The following is an 815-nucleotide window of genomic DNA, read 5'->3' as shown; positions in this document are numbered from 1 at the left end:
AGCGGTACGCGACCTTCACGGTACCATTCGGTACGTGCGATTTCCGCGCCGCCCAGACGGCCGCTAACTTCAACTTTGATACCTTTAGCGCCCAGACGCATTGCGTTCTGTACAGCACGCTTCATAGCACGACGGAACATAACGCGACGTTCCAGCTGAGAAGTGATGCTGTCAGCAACCAATTTAGCGTCCAGTTCAGGCTTACGAACTTCGGCAATATTGATCTGTGCAGGCACGCCAGCGAGATCCGCGACGACCTTGCGCAGTTTTTCTACGTCTTCGCCTTTCTTACCGATAACGATACCCGGGCGAGCAGTGTGAATGGTCACACGGATGCTTTTAGCCGGACGCTCGATAACGATGCGAGATACAGACGCTTTCGCCAGTTCCTTAGTCAGGTACTGACGTACTTTAAAATCGCTGTCCAGGTTGTCAGCGAATTCTTTGGTGTTCGCAAACCAGGTTGAGTTCCATGGTTTTACAATACCCAGGCGAATACCATTAGGATGTACTTTCTGACCCATTGCTAGTCTCCAGAGTCTCAGCGATCGGACACAACCACAGTAATGTGGCTGGTGCGCTTCAGGATGCGATCTGCACGACCTTTAGCACGCGGCATAATGCGCTTCATGCTCGGGCCTTCGTCTACGAAAATTTTCGCAACTTTCAGATCATCAATGTCAGCGCCATCGTTGTGTTCAGCGTTAGCAATGGCAGATTCCAGTACCTTCTTGACCAGTACAGCAGCTTTCTTATTGGTGTAGGTCAGAATATCCAGGGCCTGCGACACTTTCTTACCGCGAATCAGGTCAGCA

2 protein-coding genes are annotated in these 815 nt (G+C 51.2%); both read right to left on the bottom strand.

Annotated elements, in window-relative coordinates; translation table 11 throughout:
• The coding region (gene rpsC / locus FQK12_RS24030; protein WP_146295781.1) for a 30S ribosomal protein S3 at positions 1 to 524 on the bottom strand (524 nt) is incomplete at its 3' end.
• Positions 525 to 541: 17 nt separating this feature from the next.
• A partial coding sequence (rplV, locus tag FQK12_RS24025; RefSeq protein WP_146295783.1) for a 50S ribosomal protein L22 occupies positions 542 to 815 on the bottom strand: 274 nt, incomplete at its 5' end.

It is taken from the genome of Klebsiella sp. ME-303, from assembly GCF_007910085.1.
GTDB lineage: Bacteria > Pseudomonadota > Gammaproteobacteria > Enterobacterales > Enterobacteriaceae > Klebsiella > Klebsiella michiganensis.
Note: the sequence above shows the minus strand (reverse complement) of the source record. Positions and strands in the feature narration are given on the sequence as shown.